This window comes from Pseudomonas sp. P5_A12 (assembly GCF_056400685.1).
This window is the reverse complement of record NZ_JBFUKU010000020.1, coordinates 1-21,327: the sequence shown is the minus strand read 5'-3', so window position 1 is coordinate 21,327 and position 21,327 is coordinate 1. Positions and strand designations below refer to the sequence as shown.

The window sequence follows — 21,327 nt, the reverse complement described above, 5'->3', positions numbered from 1 at the left end:
ATGAATGTCCATTCCCACAGCCCTTCGGTAGGATGGTGGGCATGAGTTCAAGGAGCGTACCTACATGTTCATCGGCGTCCTGCTGGTCATTACCTGGCTGATTTTACTGCTGCGCTACCCGGCAAAGGCGTTTCCCGTTTCTGTGGCGGCCGCCGTCGGTTTGGCGCTGGTTGCCACGTGGGTGGTCTGGCTGGACAACCGCGAGGTCAAGCAGCTCGCACGCCTGGAGCTGCGCATTACCTACGCACCCGAGCAGTGCCCGACGGATCGTCCATTGCAGCTAAAAATGAACAACGGCAATGACGTGCCGCTGACCGATTTGCGCTGGCGCATCGCGGCATATGCACCGGGCGATACGGTCAATCTGGCCGACAACCAGTACGACGCACCGCGTTATCGCGGCCCCGGCGAATTGCAGGCCGGCGCCAACTGGGAAGACTGTTTGCCAATGCCGCCCCTGCGCCCCGGCTATCGCCCACAAACCCTGGAGTTTCGCGCCGAGCGTTTGCAGGGTAGTTTCTCCGACTGATCCCCTTATTCTTTTTGCACAAGGACCGCGCCATGCCCGTTGCGTTGATTACCGGTTGCTCCAGCGGCATTGGCCGCGCCCTCGCCGAGGTATTCAAAAATGCCGGATACGAAGTCTGGGCCAGCGCCCGCAAAGCTGAAGACGTGGCCGCGTTAACGGCTGCCGGTTTTACCGCCGTACAACTGGACGTCAACGACGGCGCGGCACTCGAACAATTGAGCGAGCGCATCAACCTGCAACATGGCGGCCTCGACGTGCTGATCAACAACGCCGGTTATGGCGCCATGGGGCCGCTGCTCGACGGCGGTGTTCCGGCCATGCAGCGGCAGTTCGAAACCAATGTGTTTGCGATTGTCGGCGTGACCCGTGCGCTGTTTCCGGTGCTGCGTCGCGCCAAAGGATTGGTGGTGAACATTGGCAGCGTTTCAGGGATTTTGGTTACGCCGTTCGCCGGCGCCTATTGCGCTTCGAAAGCCGCCGTTCATGCGTTGAGCGATGCCTTGCGCATGGAATTGGCACCCTTCGGTGTCCGCGTGATGGAAGTCCAGCCAGGCGCCATCGAATCCAGCTTCGCTAAAAATGCCGGGCATGAAGCAGAACAATTGATCACCGAACAATCTCCGTGGTTTCCACTGCGCGAAGGCATTCGTGCACGGGCCAAGGCGTCGCAGGACAAACCGACACCGGCCAATGAGTTTGCAGAAGGTTTGCTCAAGGCCGTGCAGCAGAGCAAACCACCGCGCTTGATTCGATTGGGCAACGGAAGCCGGGCGTTGCCGTTGTTGGCGGGGTTGTTGCCCAAGGGGTTGTTGGAGGCGGGGTTGATGAGGCGGTTCGGGTTGCGCGGGCAGCTTTGAGACCGAGTCGACGCCATCGCGGGCAAGCCCGCTCCCACAAATTGAAATGCATTCCCCTGTGGGAGCGGGCTTGCYCGCGATGGCGTCAGAGCAGACACCGAAAAATTTCAGGACACACTTCCATGACCGACTACACCGACTACTTCGACGAAGTCATCCAGGCCCACGTCGCCATCGAACAATGGCTGGCCGAGGAGCAAGACGCATCCGCGCTTGAACACCTGCTGAGCCGATTTTCGCCGCAGTTTTCCATGCTCTCTCCGTTGGGCCGGGTACTGGATTTCGAGGCGTTGAGCGAGCTGTTTCAGATGGCGGGCGGGAAGAAGCTCGGGTTCAGGATTGAGCTCAGCGAGTTGCGCGGTGTTGCGCTGTATGACGGCGGCGCGGTGGTCAGTTATCGCGAGCAACAGACCGATGCCACCGGGCTGCATTCGGATCGGCGTTCGACCGTGGTGTTTGAGAAAGACGCGGATGGCCGGCTGATCTGGCGGCATTTGCATGAGACTTTCTGCAAAGGCTGAGACCGCGTCGCTCCATTCGCGAGCAAGCCCGCTCCCACACTTGAGCTGCGTCGATCGCTTCTATTGCGTTCACTGCAGATCTAATGTGGGAGCGGGCTTGCTCGCGAAGGCCGCGACTCGGTCCAACGCCTAGTTAACCACCACCGTACACGTAATCCCCGCCGCCAACAGTACCCCCTCCGGCACTTCATCAATGTGAATCCGCACCGGCACGCGCTGGGCCAGCCGCACCCAGTTAAACGTCGGGTTCACATCGGCAATCAGCTCGCGACTTTCCGGGTTATCCCGGTCGTAGATGCCGCGAGAAATGCTCTCCACATGCCCCTTCAGTACTTCGCCGCTCATCAATTGCATGTCGGCCTTGTCGCCCATCCGCACATGCGGCAGTTTGGTTTCTTCAAAGAAGCCATACACCCAGAACGAGTTCATATCGACCACGGCCATTTTCGCTTCGCCGATGCGCGCGTAGTCGCCGCGATGGACGTTGAGGTTGGTCACGTAACCGTCCACCGCCGCCCGTACTTCGGTACGTTTCAAGTTCAATTCAGCGGCTTCGAGTTGCGCTTGTGCATGCTGATAATCAGCCAAGGCCGAGTCGGCAATGTTGCTGGCATCGTCGCGGTTTTCCCGGGAGATCACCAGGTTGTCCATGTCGGCACGGCGACGGGCGTTAACCTTGCGCATCTCCCAGGTCGACTTGTGTGACGCCACCAGCGCCTGTGCCTGTTTGACCGCAATGCGGTAGTGCTCGGGGTCGATCTGCATCAGCAAGTCGCCCTTCTTCACCTGTTGGTTGTCGCGCACCGGCACGTCCACCACTTCCCCGGTGACGTCGGCAGCGACGTTGATGATGTCGGCGCGCACCCGGCCATCGCGGGTCCACGGGGTGTCCATGTAATGCACCCACAAGGTCCGGCCGATCCACATGGCGAGGGCCAGTACCAGCAGGGTGGCGAGCAGGCTGAAAAGCTTTTTCATCAGGGCCTTCTTCAGAGATTGAAAGTCAACGGTAAACGGTCAGCGCCAGGGCGCCGAACAGACAGGTAAACAGACTCAGGCGCAGCAGCGCCGGGTGCCAGAAGAAGCGGTACAGATCGAACCCGGACAGAAACCGGTCCAGCGCCCAGGCCAGTGCGGCGGCGATGAAAAACATCAGGGTCATGGTTGGCATGTACACGCCGTGGAAGGCGATTTCACGAGGCATGTTCAAGTCCTTGAGGCTCGGTTTTCGTATAGGCCGCGAGAGGTGACTGCGGATCCAGCAACGAGGTACGAATGAAGTGCAGATAGCTCTTCACCCGGCGCAATGCCGAGGTGTCGAAGTGCGGCGCGAAAGGTTCGTCGGTGGCTTGTACGCGGCTGATCGCATGGTCGACCGCGATCAGGCTGCGCTCCAGATTGCTCTGGCTCGGTTGCAGGAACAGCCGCATCAGCGAACGGCCCATCACACGGATTGCCTGGCGCCACGGCTGCGACTCGGCATAGGCCGGATGCACCGGCAGAGTCGCCTGCTCCTTACGCAACTCGATGATCGCGTGGCCGACCTCCAGCACCACGAACATCCAGCGCAGCAGGTCCCGTTGCACCTGCGGCTGACCGGCAGCCAAGCCATATGCCTGATGCAACAAGTCCCGCGTGCGGCTTTCAAAACTCGACGCCAACCCCTTGAGCTTGCCGCTGATCGCGTACACCACTTGCCCGCGCAGATCCTGCTCCAGCCGGCGCCATAACCAGCGACTGTTCGGCGGCAGAATGATCGCCCCAGCCGCCGCACACACCAGCATGCCGAGCACCATGGCGATGTAGTCGTTGATGAAGGCGTAAGGGTTGTAGACCGTGAGGTTGTCCGGTACCGAACCGGTGCTGAAAAAGATCAGCAAGCCGAGGCCGACACCGGCGTATTGCGGCCGCGACGTCAGGAACGAACCGAGCACGATCACCGGCGCGAGCATCACGCACAGCAGCGGGAAACCGTCGATCCACGGAAAGATGAAAAACATCTCGACGAAACCGATCAGCGCGCCAAGGAATGTCCCGCAGGCCATCTGAAACGCCATGCGCTTGGGGTTCGGCGTCGCGGCGGAAAGACCGACGGTGGCGGCGGCAATCAGCGTCATCGTCGCCCCGCTCGGCCACGCCGTCGCCACCCAATAGCTGCCGAGCACCACCAGGATGAACGCCGCGCGAATCCCCGACGCCGCCGAGGCCATCCAGTTGGTTTGCGGAGTGAACGGCTCGTCCCATTGTTCCCGCACGTGGCTGTGATCGGCCAGGGACGCGTGGGTCTGTGCATAACTGTGTACGTCGTCGACGAAGCGATAGAGCAACTCGTAGGCGGTGTGAAAATCCAGTTGTTCGGCGTCGCTGGGATGGCTCTCTTGAAAGGTCGTTCGCAGGCTTCGAACCCGCGCCGGCAAACCTTCTTTGTAAGCGCTCAACTCGACAATCAATCGTGCTGCATCTGCGTGGGTCAGGGCACGGCCACTGAAGCCGTCGAGCACTTCCGCCAGGTCTTGCAAACCTGGTTTGATTGCCGCGACCACATGGTCCGCGCCACTGCTGCGCAAGCGTTCGAGCAACTGATGCAAGGCGTTGAATCGCGTGGTGATGCTCATGAACTCGCTGTTCAAACGATTGAGCCGACCGTTGCGCCGACGCATGTGCGGGTCTTCGAACACAGTGACGCTGCGCAGCCCTTCCAGCCCGACCGCTTCGGTGATGAAGCGCACGTTGCTGGCTTCAAAAGCGTCCCGCTTGCTGCGACCGCGCAAGCCATCGGTGACGAACAACGCAAACACACCGAAGCGCTGATACAAGGCGTTGCGCATCGCGGCGCTCGCGGTTTGCGGCAGAATCGCCGCGCTGACCAGCGTCGAGCAGAGAATCCCGAGGGAGATTTCCAACACGCGCCAGACGGCCGCCATGAACGCGCCGTCCGGGTGCGCCAACGCAGGCAAACCAACCATCGCGGCGGTGTACCCGGCCAGCACAAAACCGTAGGCGCGAAAGTTGCGATACCGCGCCGCGCCGGCCGAGCAGATGCCGACCCAAATCGCCAGCGAGCCGAGGAACAGTTCGGTGTTTTGCGCGAACAAGGCAATCAGCGCGACCATCACCGCCGAGCCGGTCAACGTGCCCAGAAAGCGATAAAAACTCTTGGCGAACACCTGGCCGCTTTGCGGCTGCATGACGATGAACACGGTGATCATCGCCGTGCGCGGTTGCGGCAATTCCAGACGCATCGCCAGCCACAGCGTCAGGAACGCTGCGAACAACACCTTGAAGATGTAAACCCAGGTCACGCCGTCGCTGCGTGCCCAGTCGAAGAAACCCCGGCGCCATTCTAGGGAATACAGCCAGCGCAACGGTGCGGGCAAGGGAGTCATGAAATCCTGCTCAATGATATTTGGTTAAGACACAGAACCAGTGGGAACGGCGGTGCGGCGATCCGACTTGCCCGCGATAGCGGAATATCAGGCGCCATCAATGTTGGATGTTTTGACGCCATCGCGGGCAAGCCCGCTCCCACAGTGGTCCATGTTCAATTCTGAAGAAGCGCCGGGGTTTTCGGTGCCGCGGTCTGGCTGTCTTTCGGCACATCGTTGCCCGCTTCGAGCCCACCACCGAGCGCCGTCACCAATTCGGCATGAGCACTGAGCCGCGCCGCCTGCACCTGCTGCTGAACCTGTTGCTGCTTGAACAACAACGTCTGCGCGTTAAGCACGTTGAGGTAGTCCGTGAGCCCACGCTGATACGCAATCAACGCAATGTCATAAGTCTTCTGCGCGGTGGCCACGGATTCGGCGGCGAAGGCTTGCTGCTTGTCCATGGACTCGCGGCGGATCAACTGGTCGGAGATGCTTTTCAGCGCATTGACCAGCGTCTGGTTGTACTTGGCCACAGCGATGTCATAGCCCGCCGAAGCCTCGCCCAATTCGGCGCGCAAACGCCCACCATCGAAGATCGGCAACGAGATCGCCGGGCCGACGCTGTAGTTGAGTTTCTTGCCGGTCAAAAACTCCAGCGCCCCGCCGCCGGTGGCCATGTAGCCGAGGCTGCCGACCAGATCGACGTTGGGATAAAAACCGGCGTGGGCGACATCAATGCCCCTTGCTTGCGCCGCCACTTGCCAGCGACTGGCAACCACGTCCGGGCGTTGACCAAGCAATTGCGCGGGCAGCGACGACGGCAGTTTCAGCGCCGCGCCCAATGACAGCGTTGGCCGCTGCAAGTGCGCGCCCTCCCCCGGCCCCTTGCCTGCCAACGCTGCGAGCTGGTTGCGGCTCAGGGCGATTTCTTCGTCCAGCGCATCGATCTGGCGATGGGTTTCCGGCAACGGCGTTTGCGCCTGACTGACTTCAAAGTGAGTGCCGATGCCACCGTCCAGTCGCTTCTGTGCGAGGTCGAGAATCTGCTGTTGCTGCGTCAGCGTCGCCTCGACGATGTCGCGTTGCGCGTAATGCAACGAGAGTTCGATGTAGGCGCGCACGATGTTGTTCTGCAATTCGAGCTGCGCCAGGCGCGCTTCTGCGGTGCTCATGTGTGCCATGTCCACGGCGCGCTCGGTGGCATTGCTTTCACGGCCCCAGAGGTCGAGCGCATAGCTGAAGCCCAGTGCGGCGTTGTTGTCCCAAGTGGTGGTGTTCGCCAATTCGCCCGGCCCGTAGAACTGATCGGTGGGCCAGTTGTGGCGTTTGAGGGTGGCTTCGCCATTCACCTGCAGCGACTCGGCGGACTCGGCAATACCGGCCATGGATTTGGCCTGACGCACCCGCGCCGCCGCCATGGCCATGCTCGGGCTGCCTTGCACGGCGAGGTCGATCCAGCGGTTCAGTTGCGGGTCGCCATAGGCCTGCCACCAGTGCGCGGTGGGCCAGTGCGCGTCCTGCGCGGCGCTTTGAATGGCTTCGTCGGTGGCCAATGAATCAGCCTCCAGTGCCTTGCCCTGCGGGGCAATACCTCCAGTTCCGATGCAGCCGCTGATTGCCAGGGATAAAGCCAAAACACTGAGCGACTGAAGCGCTCTGCTGATGCGACGCGGCACTGCTGCGATTTCCTGAGATGTGGGAGGTACGAAATCCTGTAGGAGCCGGGCTTGCCCGGCTCCTACAGAGGCGCAATTCTAGGGGGCCGTCCGAATGGCGATAAGTCGGGATTCTTGTGAATCTTTGTTACCGTTAACGCGATAATCCCTTCGTCGGGGTCTCCGACCTTGAAACCTTGTGTCACAATTTGCCATCTCCCTTGAGAGCACCCCATGGACACTTTGCAAAACATGCGCGCCTTCAGTTACGTGGCCGAGGCTGGCAGCTTCACCGCCGCCGCCCTGCAACTGGACACCACCACCGCCAACGTCTCGCGCGCGGTCTCCAACCTGGAAGCCCACCTGCAAACCCGCCTGCTCAACCGCACCACCCGCCGCATCGCCCTGACCGAAGCCGGCAAGCGCTACCTGTTGCGCTGCGAGCAGATCCTGGCCTACGTCGAAGAAGCCGAAGCCGAGGCCAGCGACGCCCACGCGCGTCCAGCCGGGCAGCTCAAAGTGCACACCATGACCGGCATCGGTCAGCACTTCGTGATCGACGCCATCGCCCGCTATCGCAAGACCCACCCGGACGTGACCTTCGACCTGACCATGGCCAACCGCGTGCCGGACTTGCTCGACGAGGGCTACGACGTGTCCATCGTCCTCGCCAGCGAACTGCCGGACTCGGGCTTCGTCTCCCAGCGCTTGGGCATCACCTACAGCATCGTTTGCGCCTCACCGGCGTATGTAAAAGCCAACGGTTGCGCACAGAAGCCCAGCGATTTGCTGAACCACATGTGCCTGCGCCTGGTGAGCCCGGTGATCCCCCTGGAGAAATGGGCCTTCGACGGCCCGGAGGGCCAGGAGACCGTGACCATCAACAGCTCACCGTTTCTGGTCAACTCGGCGGACGCGATGAAAACCGCGATCACCAGCGGCATGGGCGTTGGCGTGTTGCCGGTGTATGCGGCGATTGAAGGCTTGCGCAATGGCTCGCTGGTGCGAGTGATGCCGAACTACCGCTCGCAGGAACTGAACCTGTATGCGATCTACCCTTCGCGGCAATATCTGGACGCGAAGATCAAGACCTGGGTCGAGTACTTGCGCGGGTCGTTGCCGGAGATTCTGGCGGCGCATCAGGCGGAACTGGCGGCTTATGATTTGAGTGGGAATCTGGGCGGGATTCGGCTGGCGAACTGATTTCACGGTCCTACAGACGCGCTGATTTTGGGGAAGGATTCCGACGGGTTCTGTCGGTTGTTGGGTCAGACGGGATTTGGGTAGGCTTTGGGTGTCGCTGGCACTTCAGCGATCGGGTCTGGAAAACCCGAAGATAGGATCACAGCACATGACATAATGCGGCGCTTTTTCAGCTCCGCTATTTGAGTTATGGCGGCTGTGCGTGGGAGACCTTCGGGTCTGCCGGGTCTGATCCTTCTCGGTTTTTCCAGTCCGCGTACAGCTGCCACCCTTCCGTCTGGAAAACGGAAATTGGCAGCTCCTCGACTCTAAGGATCTTTGCTAATGATTAAAGAAACTCCGAATCCTCCGGAAACCGACGACGTTTCCCCCTACGAATCCGTCGATTCCAAAAAATTCCACGACGCCGCCGAGCGCGCGCTGAATCACTACCTCAATCCCGCTGCACTCAAATCACCGCCCACCCGCAAACCCAGCACGATGTTCATGCTTGCACCCGATATCAAAGACGAGGACTTGCTGGCCCACACCTGTGAATCGCTGGCCCAGGCCAGTGTGATGGCCAGCGATTTTGCCGGCTATCTGGAAGGCCCGCATCGCAACACGGCCATGGCGATCCAGCAGATCGTCATGCTCGCCGAACTGGCGGCGAACCGGATGATGGATAACCTCGAACTGCCCAAATCCACGCCACACCGCTGATCCCAAAACAAAAAGCCAATCCCTTGTGGGAGCGAGCCTGCTCGCGAWAGCGGTCGGACATTCAAAATTGATGTCGACTGACACACCGCTATCGCGAGCAGGCTCGCTCCCACAGTTTTGGTCGGTGTACATCCGGTAATCCGGGGACTCGCATAAAGCCGGGGAAGAATGTTAGCGTGCTTGGCATTCTCCACGCCCGACGAGCCCTCCTCCCATGAAAAAGACTGTCCTCGCCTTCAGCCGCGTCACCCCTGAAATGGTTGAACGCCTGCAACAAGAATTCGACGTCATCGTGCCGAACCCGAAAAACGGCGATATCAATGCCCAATTCAACGAAGCCCTGCCTCACGCCCATGGCCTGATTGGTGTCGGTCGTAAACTCGGTCGCGCGCAATTGGAAAACGCCGCAAAACTGGAAGTGGTCTCCAGCGTTTCGGTCGGCTACGACAACTACGATGTCGCCTACTTCAATGAACGCGGGATCATGCTCACCAACACCCCSGACGTGCTCACCGAAAGCACCGCCGACCTGGCSTTCTCCCTGCTGATGAGCAGCGCCCGACGCGTTGCCGAGCTGGACGCCTGGACCAAGGCCGGCCAATGGCAAGCCACYGTCGGCGCACCGTTGTTCGGCACCGATGTGCACGGCAAAACCCTGGGCGTCGTCGGCATGGGCAACATCGGCGCGGCCATTGCTCGTCGGGGCCGCTTGGGCTTCAACATGCCGATCATTTACAGCGGCAACAGCCGCAAAACCGAGCTGGAACAAGAACTCGGCGCGCAGTTCCGCACCCTGGATCAACTGCTGACCGAAGCCGATTTCGTCTGCCTGGTTGTGCCGCTGAGTGAAAAAACCAAACACCTGATCAGCCACCGTGAACTGGCACTGATGAAACCAAGCGCGATCCTGATCAACATTGCACGCGGCCCGGTCGTCGACGAACCGGCCCTGATCGAAGCGCTGCAAAACAACCGCATTCGCGGCGCCGGTCTGGACGTTTACGAAAAAGAACCGCTGGCCGAGTCGCCGCTGTTCCAACTGAAAAATGCGGTGACATTGCCGCATATCGGTTCTGCCACTCACGAAACCCGTGAAGCCATGGCCAACCGTGCATTGGCCAACCTGCGCAGCGCCTTGCTGGGCGAGCGACCGCAAGATCTGGTCAACCCGCAAGTCTGGAAAGGCTAACTAAAACGGGCAGATACATTTAACGTGTCTGCCCGTTTGTTACACAATTTGCAATTCAGTCCAGCGACGAAAAAAAGTTAAGCGTCATACACTCCAGACTACTTATCCGACCCTATGGAAAAACAGTAATGGAGTACATCATTTGAACAACCTCACCACCGACAAAACCATCAGATGCTGCAAGTTATCACTAATGGCTTATATAAGCTTTTTTGGTCTTTTGGTGATGTACAGCAACTTCACCGATTACTCATCCAACTATGAATATGTCGGTCATATCCTGAGCATGGACACCACTCGGGAAAACCTGAACCTGAGCTACAGGGCCATCACCTCGCCCATGCTCCACCACCGGATTTACTGGTTCATTATTACCCTGGAAGTTATCTATACGGCTTTTTGCCTGGTAGGTGCCTATCACCTTTACCGGAATATAAACGCACCTGCCGAGGTTTTCCATGAGGCCAAAAAGTTTTCAATCATCGGATTACTGATCGCCATATTTGTCTATTACGTCTGTTTGCAAGTGATCGGCGTCGAATGGTTCAACATGGATGAATCACAAGTCTGGAACGCCAAGGACTGGGCGCGGCATATTGTCGATTTCATACTTCCATTGCTGATATTCGTAGCCCTCAGGACCGAGCGCTGAGTGGCCTCAACGCTCTTCAAAAACCTTTCAAGCGAGCTTGCCAGTGCCTTGCACCATTGGCGCCTTGGGTTTACGAAACACCAGTACGTTGCCGAGCATTACCAGCACCAAACCGACCAGTGCCGGTGCCGTCCATTGATAGCCTTCGACAAATGCCGAGACATTCAGCGCCACCACCGGGAACAACACCGTGCAGTACGCCGCGCGCTCAGGCCCCATGCGACCGACCAGTGTCAGGTAAGCGGTGAAACCAATCACCGAGCCCGGAATGACCAGATACAGCAGCGAGCCGAGGTAGCGCGCATTCCATTCGATGTCGAACGGTATGCCTTTGACCAGGCACCACACCGTCAACATTGCCGCGCCATAGGCCATGCCCCAGGCGTTGGTGGTCAGCGGCTTCAGACCGGCCTTCTGTTGCAGGCTCGACAGCATGTTGCCCGCCGAGAAGCACAGGGTTCCGAGCAGCGCCAGGCCCAGGCCGAGCAAGGTTTGCGGGCTGGCGGTGTGCCCAGCCAGTTCAGGCCAGAACAACAGGCCAAGCCCGAACAAGCCGAGAGCGCCGCCCATCAGCACGTTGCGGGCAATTTTCTGACCGAAGAACACCCGCGCATTCAGCGCATTCCATAGCGTGGCGGTGGAAAACACCACCGCGACCAGGCCGCTGGGGATCCACTGGCTGGCGGTCAGGAAGCACATGAAGTTGACGCAGAACAGACACAACCCCTGCGCCAGACAGATCAAGTGTCCGCGACGGTTCATCACTTGCAGGCGCCGACTCAACAGCAACAGGGCAAACAGCACCAGCGCCGCGAGGCCGAAGCGATAGACGATCGACACCGGAATCGCCACCACGCCCAGTTGCCATTTCAAGGCAATCCAGGTGGTGCCCCAGATCAGCACGGTCAGCAAGTACAACGACAGGTTCATGGCAAGCGCTCCTCAATAGAGGTTCAGTGTCCTGCGCCACACCTTTTCGCACTTGCATAAACTTGCGCTTTTGTCAGCCCGGAGGCTGGCAGGCCAACGTCTACGGAGTAGGATGCAAGGCGTTGGAGAGAAGCGATCATGCCCGCACTGGAATCACTGCAAGTCTTTCAAGCCCTTAACCGTTCGCCCAATGCTCGCCTGGAGCACAGCGCCGAACTCGGTGACGGCATGGCTGCAGCCTTGTGGAGTAACCACCACGATGCCCAGGACTACGAAGCGCCGAGCCATCACACGCTGTCGTGCTACATCGCCGGCGGCACTGGCACCTTCCGCCGCGACCAGCCCGGCACCATGGGCGGCCCGGACAAGTTGTGCATCCTGCCCGCCGAGCATCAATCGGGCTGGGTGATCAACGGCGACATTCGCCTGGCCCACCTGTATTTCAGCCCCGAACAATTCGCCCTCGGCTGCGTCACGCTCCTGGATCGCGAACCGCGCGAGTTGCAATTGCGCGAGAGGACCTTTCTCGACGATCCGGCACAAGCCCGGCGCTTCCGGCACATGCTCACCCTCAACTGGGATGAACCCGGCGAACGCTTGCTGACCAGTAGTCTGGCCCACGAAATGCTCAGCCACGTGTTGCTTGGCCAGGTGGGCATGCGCGAGGGGTTGCGGCTCAAGGGTGGATTGGCGGCGCATCAGCGGCGGCAGTTGGTCGACTTCATCGATAACCAGTTGGCCGATGCCATCAGCCTTGGGCAATTGGCCGCGCTGTGCGCGCTGTCGGAATACCACTTTGCGCGGATGTTCAGGGAGAGTTTTGGCTTGCCGCCGCATCAGTATGTGTTGGCTCGCAGACTGAGCCGGGCGCGGGAGTTATTACGTTCGACGTCGCAGCCGTTGGGGGAGATCGCATTGGCGTGTGGGTTTGCCAGTGCGAGTCATTTCACCAATCGATTTCGGCAGGCTTTGGGGGGGACGCCTGGGGAGTATCGGCAGGCGTTTTTGCGGTAATTCCCAAGATAATCGGTGACTGTCAGGCCGCCATCGCGAGCAGGCTCGCTCCCACATTGGAATGCGTAAACCCTCGCAAACCCTGAAACAAGAACGGGCCTGCATCAGCAGGCCCGTTGTCAGTGGTGGAAAGGTAAAAGTGAATCGGCATCAGCCGTTCTGTGCAGCCTGTTCGTTTTCGAGAAACTCGTCTTCCAGCAGCGCATCGGCTGCAGCTCGCTCGAACGGCACAATAGCGGCACGTGGTTTGCCCCGCAGTTTGCCGAACAGGTGTTCCAGCGCGTGTTCAAGTTTTTCGGCCGCGCCGTCGATCGCCAGTTCCAGGTTAGCGGCTTTATGGGTGACAGAAATCGGTTGGTGGCCTTTTGGCCGCGCTTCCAGCTGGCAGCGCATGTCGTGCGGTCCGGGCTTGTCGCCGTTCTCGTCCCGCAGGTGAACCTCGACGCGGGTCAGGTCCTCTTCATAACGTTCGAGCGTGCTCTCAATGGTAGTACGTACCCACTCCTCCAGTCGGATGCTGCTTTGAATATGGTTATCGCTGTTGACTTGGATTTGCATAGTTCATCCCTTATTTCAGCTAGCTCGCGAGAGGCCCTTCGGCTAGCCCTTGGGCGTCGTCACCGTGACCTCTTACTTACACAATCGGTCTGTGCGCAGAACATTTCAACCCCTAAAAAAAGATAAATATGGATTCGCAAAAAAAGCCGGACAACGAGCAAAAGCGCTGCTAAGGTCGGGAGTTGGGTACGCTCGCTTGTTTGTCACAATTGCTCACATCCGTTGCTCTGCCAGCGGATGCAAACTTCGAAAAATCCCCGCCTCCTCCACCAGCCAGTCATGCACCGCGCGCACGCCCGGATGGCTCAAAGCCCCCGGCGCATACAGCAGCATATAGCGCTTGTGATTGGGCACCGCCAACCCGAACGGCACGATCAATGCCCCCCGCTCCAGCTCATCGTTGAGCAATGTGCGGCGCGCAATCGCCACGCCCATCCCGGCAATGGCCGCTTCGATGGTCAGGTGATTGCGATTGAAGGTATGCCCGCGTCGCACGTCCGCGCCCTCGAAGCCAATGGCATCGAGATAGAACTCCCATTCCGCGTATTCATAACTGCCGCGCCAGGCGGTGATGTCGTGCAACAACGGAAAATGCATCAGGTCCGCCGGGCCATGCAGCGGTGGTCGGCCTCGTAGCAGGCTAGGGGCACAGACCGGGAAGATCTGCTCGTCGAGCAAGGCTGTGGATAACAGGCCGGGGTAACTGCCATCGTTCAGGTCGATGGCCAAATCGAAGTCGCCCTCGTGCAGCGGCACACTGCTGTCCTCGGCCACCAGGCGCAACTGAATGTCCGGAAAGCGCTGCTGCAAGCGTGGCAGGCGCGGGGTCAGCCATTTGCTCAGGAATGACGGAATCGAGCGTACCCGCAAAATTCCGCTGATCATTCCGGCGTCCAGACGACGCAATTCTGCATCGATGCTGCCGTAAGCCTCGTTGACCGTAATGGCCAGGCGCTGGCCTTCAGCGCTCAGTTCCACGCCCCGGGCACGACGGTGAAACAGGCGGAAGCCCAGACGCTCTTCCAGCTGCCGAATTTGCTGACTGACCGCCCCCGGCGTGATGTGCAGTTCTTCGGCGCAACGGGTGAACGACAAGTGCCGCGCGGCACAGGAAAACACGTGCAGCCAGACATAGGTCTGGGCATGCAATTGACGACTCATCGTTTAGTCCTGCTAAAGGCTGTCTTAGGAAGTTTCGTTGGTCACGTAGGACCGAGGTTGGCAGTATCGCCGACATTGCGCTTGTCCTACAAAAATGGCAGCGATTTCTCTTCCATTGCATGTATAGGCTTTAGCATGGCTATCAGTGTTTTCGATCTCTTCAAAGTCGGTATCGGTCCGTCCAGTTCTCACACCGTCGGCCCGATGCGCGCCGCCGCGTCCTTCGCCCAGGCACTGATGGACCAAGGTTTGCTCGACGCCGTGCGCCGGGTGGAAATCCGCTTGTATGGCTCACTTTCCGCCACCGGCGTCGGCCACGCGACCGACCGCGCCTGCGTGATGGGTCTGATGGGCGAATGGCCGGACAGCATCGACCCCACGTCTATCGACAGCCGCATCCAAACTTTGCGTGAAACCGGCGAATTGTCCCTGGCCGGCAGAATGACGATCGCCTTCAACTGGCAGCGCGATCTCCTGCTGCTGGACGAGAGCCTGCCCTACCACCCTAACGCGATGTCTCTGACAGCGTTCGGCGAAACCGGCGAACTCTACGAGCAAACGTACTATTCGATCGGCGGTGGTTTCATCGTCGAAGCGGCGCAAGCCGAGTCCGGCATTGCGCCCGGTAGCGATGTGGTGCTGCCGTACGATTTCTCCAGCGCTGCCGAATTGCTCAGACTCTGCAACCAGCACGGACTGCGCGTTTCTGAACTGATGATGGCCAACGAACTGGCGTGGCGCAGTGAAGCCGAAATCCGCCAAGGCTTGCTGCACATCTGGTCGGTGATGCGCGAGTGTGTCGAACAAGGCCTGCGTCACGAAGGCATCTTGCCGGGTGGCCTGAATGTGCCGCGTCGTGCGGCGAAATTGCACCGCAGCCTGCTGGAAATCGGCAAGCCGAATGTCATCACCTCCACCCTGTCGGCCATGGAGTGGGTCAACCTGTTCGCCCTCGCGGTGAACGAGGAAAACGCCGCTGGCGGGCGCATGGTCACGGCACCGACCAACGGTGCAGCGGGGATCATTCCGGCAGTGCTGCATTACTACATGAAATTCAATCCGGACGCGTCCGACGATGATGTGGTTGCGTTCTTTCTGGGCGCGGCGGCGGTCGGCATTCTGTGCAAGAAAAACGCTTCGATCTCCGGCGCTGAAGTCGGTTGCCAGGGCGAAGTTGGTTCGGCCTGCGCGATGGCCGCCGCCGGTCTGGCCGACGTGCTCGGTGCCACGCCGGAGCAATTGGAAAACGCTGCCGAAATCGGCCTGGAACACAACCTCGGCCTGACCTGCGACCCGGTCGGCGGCCTGGTGCAAGTGCCGTGCATCGAGCGCAATGCGATTGCCGCCGTGAAGGCGATCAACGCCACGCAAATGGCCCTGCGCGGCGACGGCAAACACTTTATTTCCCTGGACCGGGTGATCCGTACCATGCGCGATACGGGCGCCGACATGCAGGACAAGTACAAAGAGACTTCACGGGGCGGCCTGGCGGTGAGCTGGGTGGAGTGCTGAGGCGCTGGCGTCGGTCATCGTTATTGCACTGTCTGCGATCATCTACGCATTCATGCCCTGAAACGGGCAGGCGTAATCGCACTACGGATCGCGGTGCGGCTTAGTGAGTTTGCACTAGCGACAACGTCCGCCACTTTTTTGCCGTGATTATTGTTCGACAATTTTTCCGGCATGCCCCTTGCTACGTCACCGGTGAGGCTGTTGAAACCTTAGCGAACGATCTGCCGATGGTCCGGAGTTGCGAACCAACCCGAACATGGCCGGTCAACAACTGCACGTTCAATCAGGCGGTGACGCATCATGGACAACCCCTTCCAGGTCATTACCGATGCCTTTGCACCGGAATACCAGATCAACCTGAGCATTCAAGGTCTGGATGGCAGCATCATGCTGACCCTCTCCAATGCCGGCCGGGTGATCGTCAAACGCATGATCAGTGCCGAGCAGCGCAACGACCCCAAACGCCTCAAACGTTTGGTGCAAAGTATTCAATTCGGCATCGCCATCGAACAAGGCCACAGTGCCATGTCCATCCTCGAAGCCATGACCGACGGCGACGATCACTCCCAGGCGCCGCCACCGCTCAAAGGCCAGTCTCGACCTGCCATCAGGCTTTAAAGCTCGCCCTTCTCCACTTCGGGATGTTCACCGGAACCCGCACCGACCTTGCGTTGCGGGTGTTCGATCTTCACCGAAGGGAATTGCGATGAGGCGTAGCGCACCACCAGAATCGAAAACGCCAGCAGCAGAATCCCGCCGCACAGGTAGATGATCCCGACATCCGGTGGATTGTGGTGCGAGACATTAGAGATCAGCAGCCGCGTCAATGCGGTGATTGCCACGTAGATCAGGAATCGCACCGGCATGTGATTTGTTTTGAAGTAAATCCCGACCATCGCCCCCAATTCCAGGTAGATGAACAGCAGCAAGATGTCGTCGATCTTGATGTGTCCTGCCTCGATCATCCCCAGAAATTCCATCACCGCCGCCCACGCGGTCACCGCACCAATGGCGAACAGCGCCAGGTAGTGAAAGGTCTCGACGAACAGGTTGCCCAGGGACTCGGCCAGTTGATGCACGTTCTGCCGCAGGTTCTCGGCCCAGTTGATTTTCACGATGATGCTTCCTTAGCTCGGTTTGAGCGGATGATGCGGGATGGACGTGACGGTTGTTCTGCATGCAGAAAAAAGGCCAGCCGTTGTGGGTAAGATGGTGATGAATTGTTGCTGGACACTTTTGTGGTGTTTTCAGTGACGCCATCGCGAGCAGGCTCGCTCCCACAGCGGATCTGCGGCGTAAACAAAACCAATGTGGGAGCGAGCCTGCTCGCGAATGGGTGCAACATGGTTTACCTGACAAACGCCAATTTCGGTCTACATTAAAAAGCCACTACCCAAAACCCGGGGATTCGCTTATCCTTTTAGCTGTATATAAATACAGTAGTCGAAACAGATAACTAATGTGAAGGCATGTGAGGTGGTGAATGGCCGTCGAAGTGGTATACCGCAGCAGCCGAGATCTGGAGCGCTTGTTCATGGATAAAGCCGAAGCTGACCGTCATGACAAAATGCTCGAACTGGCCGAATTGCTGGCTGAAGTGTTGCAAAAAGCCGTTCCGTCCCTGACCGAGCAGCAAGTGGAAGAAGCCGGGATCTACATGGCGAAGAATCGCGATGTGTTCGCCAAGGCATTCAAGAGCCAGCCGGATGCGTTGTCCGAACTGCTGAATGCGCCGGTTGAAGTGGTTGAACAGGCTGAACCTGTCGAGGCCATTGAAGCCGCTGAGCCGATCAAGCCAGCCAAGGCAGCCAAGACGCCGAAGTAAGCAACACCCAAATTGAATAGGCCCTGAGTCGACTGACTCAGGGCCTTTTTCATGTCTGGAATAACAGAGTGACTCAGCGGTACAACACTTTCTCTGCCAATTCGTCCGCCACCCGCGCCGGCGAACGTTTTTCCGCCTGGGCATGGGCGTAGACTTCGGTCAGGCGTGTGGCAATTTTCGACAGGTGAGCAGTGATGGTTGTCAGCTCTTCGCCGCGGTGTTTAAGCGAAACGTAAATCAGCCCGCCCGAATTGATCACGTAATCCGGCGCATACAGAATGCCCCGCCGCTCCAGTTGATCGGCGACTTCCAGGTGCGTCAGTTGATTGTTCGCCGAGCCGGCCACCGCCGAGCAGCGCAGTTGCGACACGCTATGACTGTTGAGCACGCCACCCAGGCCGCACGGCGCGAGGATGTCGCACGGTGTACTGAGCAGTGCGTCGTTGGCAATCGGGTGAGCGCCCAGTTGCTCCATCGCCAGTTGCACCTTGCCGTGATCAATATCGCTGACCAGCAGTTCCGCCCCCGCCGCGTGCAGTTGTTCGGCAAGTGCATAACCGACGTTGCCCAAACCTTGAATGGCCACACGCAGGCCTTCCAGATTATCGCTGCCCAGACGGGCCATCGCGGTCGCTCGAATGCCGGTGAACACGCCCATGGCGGCATGCGGCGCAGGGTCGCCCGCCGACGTGGTGCTGGTGACGTGTTGGGTCTGTTGGGCGATGCAATCCATGTCGGCCACCGACGTGCCGCTGTCGATGGCGGTGATATAGCGGCCGTCGAGCTGGTTAATGCAGCGCCCGAAGGCTTCAAACAGCGCGGCACGATTTTCCACGTGGACCGGGCGAACAATCACCGCCACGCCGCCGCCCTGGGCCAGCCCGGCCAGTGCAGCCTTGTAACTCATGCCTTGCGCCAGGCGTATGGCATCCTCGACCGCCGATTCGTCGCTGGGGTAGGCAAGGTAACGACAACCACCCAGGGCAGGCCCGAGCCGGCTGTTATGAATGGCAATGACCGCCTTCAACCCGGTGACCGAGTCGACGCTCAAATGTAGCGATTCAAGGCGAGTGCTTTGCATGAGAGCGAACATCGTGGGGCTCCCGAATCACTTCTTGTAGTCGCCAGTATAGGCTTGCGCCTAAAAATTGCAGAAGCGCACCGGAATAAGCGACGTCAATTTGCAGCCTTTCGGACATAACCTGAAACCGCATGTGTACAGCACTGGACGAATGCCGGAGACGGGGCTAAAACGAGGCATTCGCCGGAGATTTTGATGACGCCCCGCCAATGCTTCTTCGATTGCCTGCAACGTTCACCGCCCGCGCTGTTCGAAGCGGCGCTGTGGATGGCCGCCGAGCACGATAGCAAGCTGAGCCCCGAGGCGGTGCTAGTCGACTTTAACGCGCTGACACAACAGGTCAGCTATGGCTTGCCGATGTTACCGGTCAGCGAACTGGCTCAACCGTTGTTGCGGCGGATGAATGACCTGGGGTTCGCCCAGGACGACTTCACACCGCTGCGCCCACAAGTGGCCTTGCTCAATAAAGTCCTGGAACTGCGACGCGGCCAGCCGCTGTCCCTTGGGTTGATTGCGCTGGAGTTGGCCAAACGCCTGGAAATCCCGCTGGCGGGAGTCAACTTCCCCGGGCATTTCCTGCTGCGGGTTCCGGGCGCCGACCACCTGCTCGACCCCTGTGGCGGGCGTCGGTTGTACCCCAACGACTGCCGGGAATTGCTGCAACGCCAGTACGGCCCGAACATGAAACTCAGCGCCGACCATTTACTGACGGCTGATCCGCTGCAGATGCTGCAACGCCTGTCGCGAAACCTGCGTCAACTGCACCTCTCCCACGATGACTACATCGGCGCCCTGGTCGACGCTGAACGTGTGCTGGAACTCGGCAACGCCAGCGCCGCCGATTACCTGGCCCGGGCCAGCCTCTATCAACGACTGGACTGCCCGAATGCCGAGCGCTTTGACCTGGAGCATGCGCTGTTGCTCAGCGACGACCCGATTCAGCGAATTCGCCTGACTGAACGCCTTGGGCACTTGCCGCCCAACGCAATCGTCCACTGATCGCAGATCCCCTGTGGGAGCGAGCAGGCTCGCTCCCACATTTCGATCGGGGTGAGGCTTTATGGGGTGTCTGGCTGGTTGGCCGGATGAGCCTTGATGAACGCAGGATGTATTGCCGCCAACGCTGCCACTCGGCGAATCCGTGGGTACGCCTCAAGGGAAATGTTGAAACGCTCCGCCGCGTACAGCTGCGGGATCAGGTAAACATCCGCCAATCCCGGTTCGTCGCCAAAGCAAAAACCGCTCTCCCCGATCAACTGTTCTACCGTCGCCAGCCCCTGGCTGATCCAGTGCCCGATCCACTCCACCACTTGCGGTTCGTCATGACCCAGCTGGCGTAGTTTGTTGAGCACGCTGACGTTGTGCAGCGGATGCACATCGCAGCCGATCACCGCCGCCACACCGCGCTCATGGGCACGGGCGACAAGGTCTTTGGAGAGCAACGGCACCTGTGGATAACGTTCCTCCAGGTACTCGATGATCGCCGGGGACTGAATCAACAGTCCGCCTTCATCCGTGCGCAAGGCCGGCACCCGGCCTTGCGGGTTGATGCCCAGGTACGCCGGCTGTCGATGTTCCCCACCTGGCGGCGCAATCAGGTTGACCGGCAGGGCCTGGTAATCCAGGCCCTTGAGCGCCAGCGCGATACGCACTCGATAAGACGAGGTCGAACGGTAGTAGGTATAGAGTTCCATCACCCAATCCTCTTAACGCGCCGGCAGTACTTTACCGCGGCATTCACCGAAACCGATGGAGGCAAAACCCTCGCGGCTGCAACGGGCACGCAGGATGATTTCATCGCCGTCTTCCAGGAATTTACGCACCTCGCCCGACGCCAGCTCAATCGGCTTTTTACCGCCTTCGGTGATTTCCAGCAGGCTGCCGAACTGACCGTTTTCCGGACCGGACAAGGTGCCCGAACCGAACAGGTCGCCGGCCTGCAATTGGCAGCCGTTGACGCTGTGGTGCGCAACCATTTGCGCCACGGTCCAGTACATGTGCTGGGTGTTGCTGAGTGTCAGGCGATGGGCCGGCAGGTTTTGCTCGCGCAGGCCTTCGGTAAGCAGCAGCACTTCCAGTTCGATATCGAAACCGCCAGCGGCTTGATCGCGCTTGTCGAACAGGTACGGCAGCGGCTGCGGATCGCCTTCAGGGCGGGCAGGCTGGGCGCGGCGGAACGGTTCCAGCGCTTCGGCGGTGACGACCCATGGCGAGATGCTGGTGATGAAACTTTTCGACAGGAACGGCCCCAATGGCTGGTATTCCCAAGCCTGAATGTCACGCGCCGACCAATCGTTCAACAAGCAGAAACCGGCGATGTGATCGGCGGCGTCACCGATGGCGATCGAGTCGCCCATCTCGTTGCCCTGACCAATCCAGATGCCCAGTTCCAGCTCGTAATCCAGACGTGCGCACGGACCAAACGTCGGCTCGGTCTGACCGGCCGGCAAGGTCTGTCCTTTCGGACGGCGAACGTCGGTGCCGGACGGGCGGATGGTCGAGGCGCGACCGTGGTAGCCGATAGGCACATACTTGTAGTTCGGCAGCAGCGGGTTGTCGGGGCGGAACAG

Annotated in this window: 22 protein-coding genes and 1 pseudogene; 12 read left to right on the top strand and 11 right to left on the bottom strand. The window is 59.6% G+C overall.

Features of this window, described 5'->3' with window-relative positions; all coding sequences use genetic code 11:
- Positions 1-64 precede the first annotated feature (64 nt).
- From AC1DSG_RS05150 to AC1DSG_RS05140, 3 genes are all read left to right on the top strand, one after another.
- Entirely contained in the window at positions 65-529 is a 465-nt protein-coding gene (locus AC1DSG_RS05150; protein ID WP_477789891.1) for a multidrug transporter, read from the top strand.
- Between the two features lie 32 nt (positions 530-561).
- Positions 562-1,386: an SDR family oxidoreductase gene (locus AC1DSG_RS05145; protein WP_477789890.1), complete on the top strand. Its 825-nt coding sequence runs from the start codon at positions 562-564 to the stop codon at positions 1,384-1,386.
- Between the two features lie 122 nt (positions 1,387-1,508).
- Positions 1,509-1,907 (top strand): DUF4440 domain-containing protein, encoded by a 399-nt coding sequence (locus AC1DSG_RS05140; RefSeq protein ID WP_477789889.1) that lies wholly within the window; start codon positions 1,509-1,511, stop codon positions 1,905-1,907.
- 129 nt (positions 1,908-2,036) lie between these two features.
- Here AC1DSG_RS05140 and AC1DSG_RS05135 read toward each other — a convergent pair whose 3' ends face one another.
- From AC1DSG_RS05135 to AC1DSG_RS05120, 4 genes are all read right to left on the bottom strand, one after another.
- Positions 2,037-2,885, bottom strand: coding sequence for an efflux RND transporter periplasmic adaptor subunit (locus AC1DSG_RS05135; RefSeq protein WP_477789888.1), 849 nt, complete (start codon positions 2,883-2,885; stop codon positions 2,037-2,039).
- A gap of 25 nt (positions 2,886-2,910) precedes the next feature.
- A complete protein-coding gene (locus tag AC1DSG_RS05130; protein WP_007896379.1) occupies positions 2,911-3,111 on the bottom strand; it encodes a DUF1656 domain-containing protein in 201 nt (66 codons plus the stop codon).
- Entirely contained in the window at positions 3,101-5,293 is a 2,193-nt protein-coding gene (locus AC1DSG_RS05125; RefSeq protein ID WP_477789887.1) for an FUSC family protein, read from the bottom strand. The genes AC1DSG_RS05130 and AC1DSG_RS05125 overlap by 11 nt, the downstream gene beginning before the upstream one ends.
- 155 nt (positions 5,294-5,448) lie before the next feature.
- A complete protein-coding gene (locus tag AC1DSG_RS05120; RefSeq protein ID WP_477789886.1) occupies positions 5,449-6,951 on the bottom strand; it encodes an efflux transporter outer membrane subunit in 1,503 nt (500 codons plus the stop codon).
- Positions 6,952-7,164: 213 nt separating this feature from the next.
- Here AC1DSG_RS05120 and AC1DSG_RS05115 point away from each other — a divergent pair, with 213 nt between their 5' ends.
- From AC1DSG_RS05115 to AC1DSG_RS05100, 4 genes are all read left to right on the top strand, one after another.
- Complete coding sequence (locus AC1DSG_RS05115; RefSeq protein ID WP_477789885.1) at positions 7,165-8,133, top strand: LysR family transcriptional regulator; 969 nt, start codon at positions 7,165-7,167, stop codon at positions 8,131-8,133.
- A 324-nt stretch (positions 8,134-8,457) separates the two neighbouring features.
- Positions 8,458-8,835 (top strand): DUF6124 family protein, encoded by a 378-nt coding sequence (locus AC1DSG_RS05110; RefSeq protein ID WP_477789884.1) that lies wholly within the window; start codon positions 8,458-8,460, stop codon positions 8,833-8,835.
- 214 nt (positions 8,836-9,049) lie between these two features.
- Complete coding sequence (locus AC1DSG_RS05105; protein ID WP_477789883.1) at positions 9,050-10,024, top strand: 2-hydroxyacid dehydrogenase; 975 nt, start codon at positions 9,050-9,052, stop codon at positions 10,022-10,024.
- A 142-nt stretch (positions 10,025-10,166) separates the two neighbouring features.
- Positions 10,167-10,676: a DUF2165 family protein gene (locus AC1DSG_RS05100; RefSeq protein WP_477789882.1), complete on the top strand. Its 510-nt coding sequence runs from the start codon at positions 10,167-10,169 to the stop codon at positions 10,674-10,676.
- Between the two features lie 27 nt (positions 10,677-10,703).
- Here AC1DSG_RS05100 and AC1DSG_RS05095 read toward each other — a convergent pair whose 3' ends face one another.
- A complete protein-coding gene (locus AC1DSG_RS05095; RefSeq protein WP_477789881.1) occupies positions 10,704-11,606 on the bottom strand; it encodes a DMT family transporter in 903 nt (300 codons plus the stop codon).
- A 138-nt stretch (positions 11,607-11,744) separates the two neighbouring features.
- On the opposite strand from AC1DSG_RS05095, the gene AC1DSG_RS05090 reads away from it, so the two are divergent.
- Positions 11,745-12,620 (top strand): helix-turn-helix domain-containing protein, encoded by an 876-nt coding sequence (locus tag AC1DSG_RS05090; RefSeq protein WP_477789880.1) that lies wholly within the window; start codon positions 11,745-11,747, stop codon positions 12,618-12,620.
- A 150-nt stretch (positions 12,621-12,770) separates the two neighbouring features.
- Here the strand turns inward: AC1DSG_RS05090 and AC1DSG_RS05085 are convergent, their stop codons facing one another.
- Together AC1DSG_RS05085 and AC1DSG_RS05080 are read right to left on the bottom strand one after the other, a co-directional pair.
- Positions 12,771-13,178 carry an HPF/RaiA family ribosome-associated protein gene (locus tag AC1DSG_RS05085; RefSeq protein WP_007944669.1) on the bottom strand — a complete coding sequence of 136 codons (408 nt, stop codon included), beginning with the start codon at positions 13,176-13,178 and terminating at the stop codon, positions 12,771-12,773.
- A 213-nt stretch (positions 13,179-13,391) separates the two neighbouring features.
- On the bottom strand, positions 13,392-14,339 hold the full coding sequence (locus AC1DSG_RS05080; protein ID WP_477789879.1) for a LysR substrate-binding domain-containing protein: 948 nt from the start codon (positions 14,337-14,339) through the stop codon (positions 13,392-13,394).
- A gap of 135 nt (positions 14,340-14,474) precedes the next feature.
- On the opposite strand from AC1DSG_RS05080, the gene AC1DSG_RS05075 reads away from it, so the two are divergent.
- Together AC1DSG_RS05075 and AC1DSG_RS05070 are read left to right on the top strand one after the other, a co-directional pair.
- On the top strand, positions 14,475-15,851 hold the full coding sequence (locus AC1DSG_RS05075; RefSeq protein ID WP_477789878.1) for an L-serine ammonia-lyase: 1,377 nt from the start codon (positions 14,475-14,477) through the stop codon (positions 15,849-15,851).
- A 300-nt stretch (positions 15,852-16,151) separates the two neighbouring features.
- Entirely contained in the window at positions 16,152-16,469 is a 318-nt protein-coding gene (locus AC1DSG_RS05070) for a DUF3509 domain-containing protein (RefSeq protein WP_477789877.1), read from the top strand.
- Here AC1DSG_RS05070 and AC1DSG_RS05065 read toward each other — a convergent pair.
- Positions 16,466-16,966, bottom strand: coding sequence for a phosphate-starvation-inducible protein PsiE (locus tag AC1DSG_RS05065; RefSeq protein WP_477789876.1), 501 nt, complete (start codon positions 16,964-16,966; stop codon positions 16,466-16,468). The genes AC1DSG_RS05070 and AC1DSG_RS05065 overlap by 4 nt on opposite strands.
- Before the next feature lie 368 nt (positions 16,967-17,334).
- Here AC1DSG_RS05065 and AC1DSG_RS05060 point away from each other — a divergent pair.
- Positions 17,335-17,574 (top strand): annotated as a pseudogene (locus tag AC1DSG_RS05060) (YebG family protein); the annotation flags it as partial.
- A gap of 175 nt (positions 17,575-17,749) precedes the next feature.
- On the opposite strand, the gene AC1DSG_RS05055 reads toward AC1DSG_RS05060, so the two are convergent.
- Positions 17,750-18,769 (bottom strand): Glu/Leu/Phe/Val dehydrogenase family protein, encoded by a 1,020-nt coding sequence (locus AC1DSG_RS05055; RefSeq protein ID WP_477789875.1) that lies wholly within the window; start codon positions 18,767-18,769, stop codon positions 17,750-17,752.
- A gap of 183 nt (positions 18,770-18,952) precedes the next feature.
- Here AC1DSG_RS05055 and AC1DSG_RS05050 point away from each other — a divergent pair, with 183 nt between their 5' ends.
- A complete protein-coding gene (locus AC1DSG_RS05050; RefSeq protein ID WP_477789874.1) occupies positions 18,953-19,756 on the top strand; it encodes a SirB1 family protein in 804 nt (267 codons plus the stop codon).
- Positions 19,757-19,815: 59 nt separating this feature from the next.
- Here the strand turns inward: AC1DSG_RS05050 and maiA are convergent, their stop codons facing one another.
- Both maiA and fahA read right to left on the bottom strand, forming a co-directional pair.
- Positions 19,816-20,451, bottom strand: a complete 636-nt coding sequence (gene maiA / locus AC1DSG_RS05045; protein WP_477789873.1) for a maleylacetoacetate isomerase — start codon at positions 20,449-20,451, stop codon at positions 19,816-19,818.
- A gap of 12 nt (positions 20,452-20,463) precedes the next feature.
- Positions 20,464-21,327: fumarylacetoacetase (gene fahA, locus AC1DSG_RS05040; protein WP_477789872.1), on the bottom strand; the 864-nt coding region annotated here is incomplete at its 5' end.